Below are 235 nucleotides of genomic sequence, written 5' to 3' on the forward strand. Positions count from 1 at the left end.
GAGCGCCTGCCGCTGTACTCGTTAAACGGCTTCCTGCTCAACGACGAACGCCTCCAGGCCGCCGATCGCGCGGACGACTTCAAAGCACGGCTGCTCCCCATCCGCGACATCCGAAGTACGGAGAAGCGGTTCTACCAGACGCCGCGTGACCTGTCCAACGCCCGCAGCAGCGATTACGACGGCACCGCAGCAACAGCCAAGACGTTCTTCGCCACCCACCAGAACAAGCTGGTCT

At 63.0% G+C, this 235-nt stretch carries 1 protein-coding gene; it reads left to right on the forward strand.

From position 1 onward, the window contains the following. On the forward strand, positions 1-235 hold a 235-nt coding region (gene rhuM, locus ACQG3P_RS24060), incomplete at both ends, for a RhuM family protein (RefSeq protein ID WP_426806453.1).

This window comes from Stenotrophomonas sp. SrG, from assembly GCF_050031795.1.
GTDB classification, from domain to species: domain Bacteria; phylum Pseudomonadota; class Gammaproteobacteria; order Xanthomonadales; family Xanthomonadaceae; genus Stenotrophomonas; species Stenotrophomonas rhizophila_A.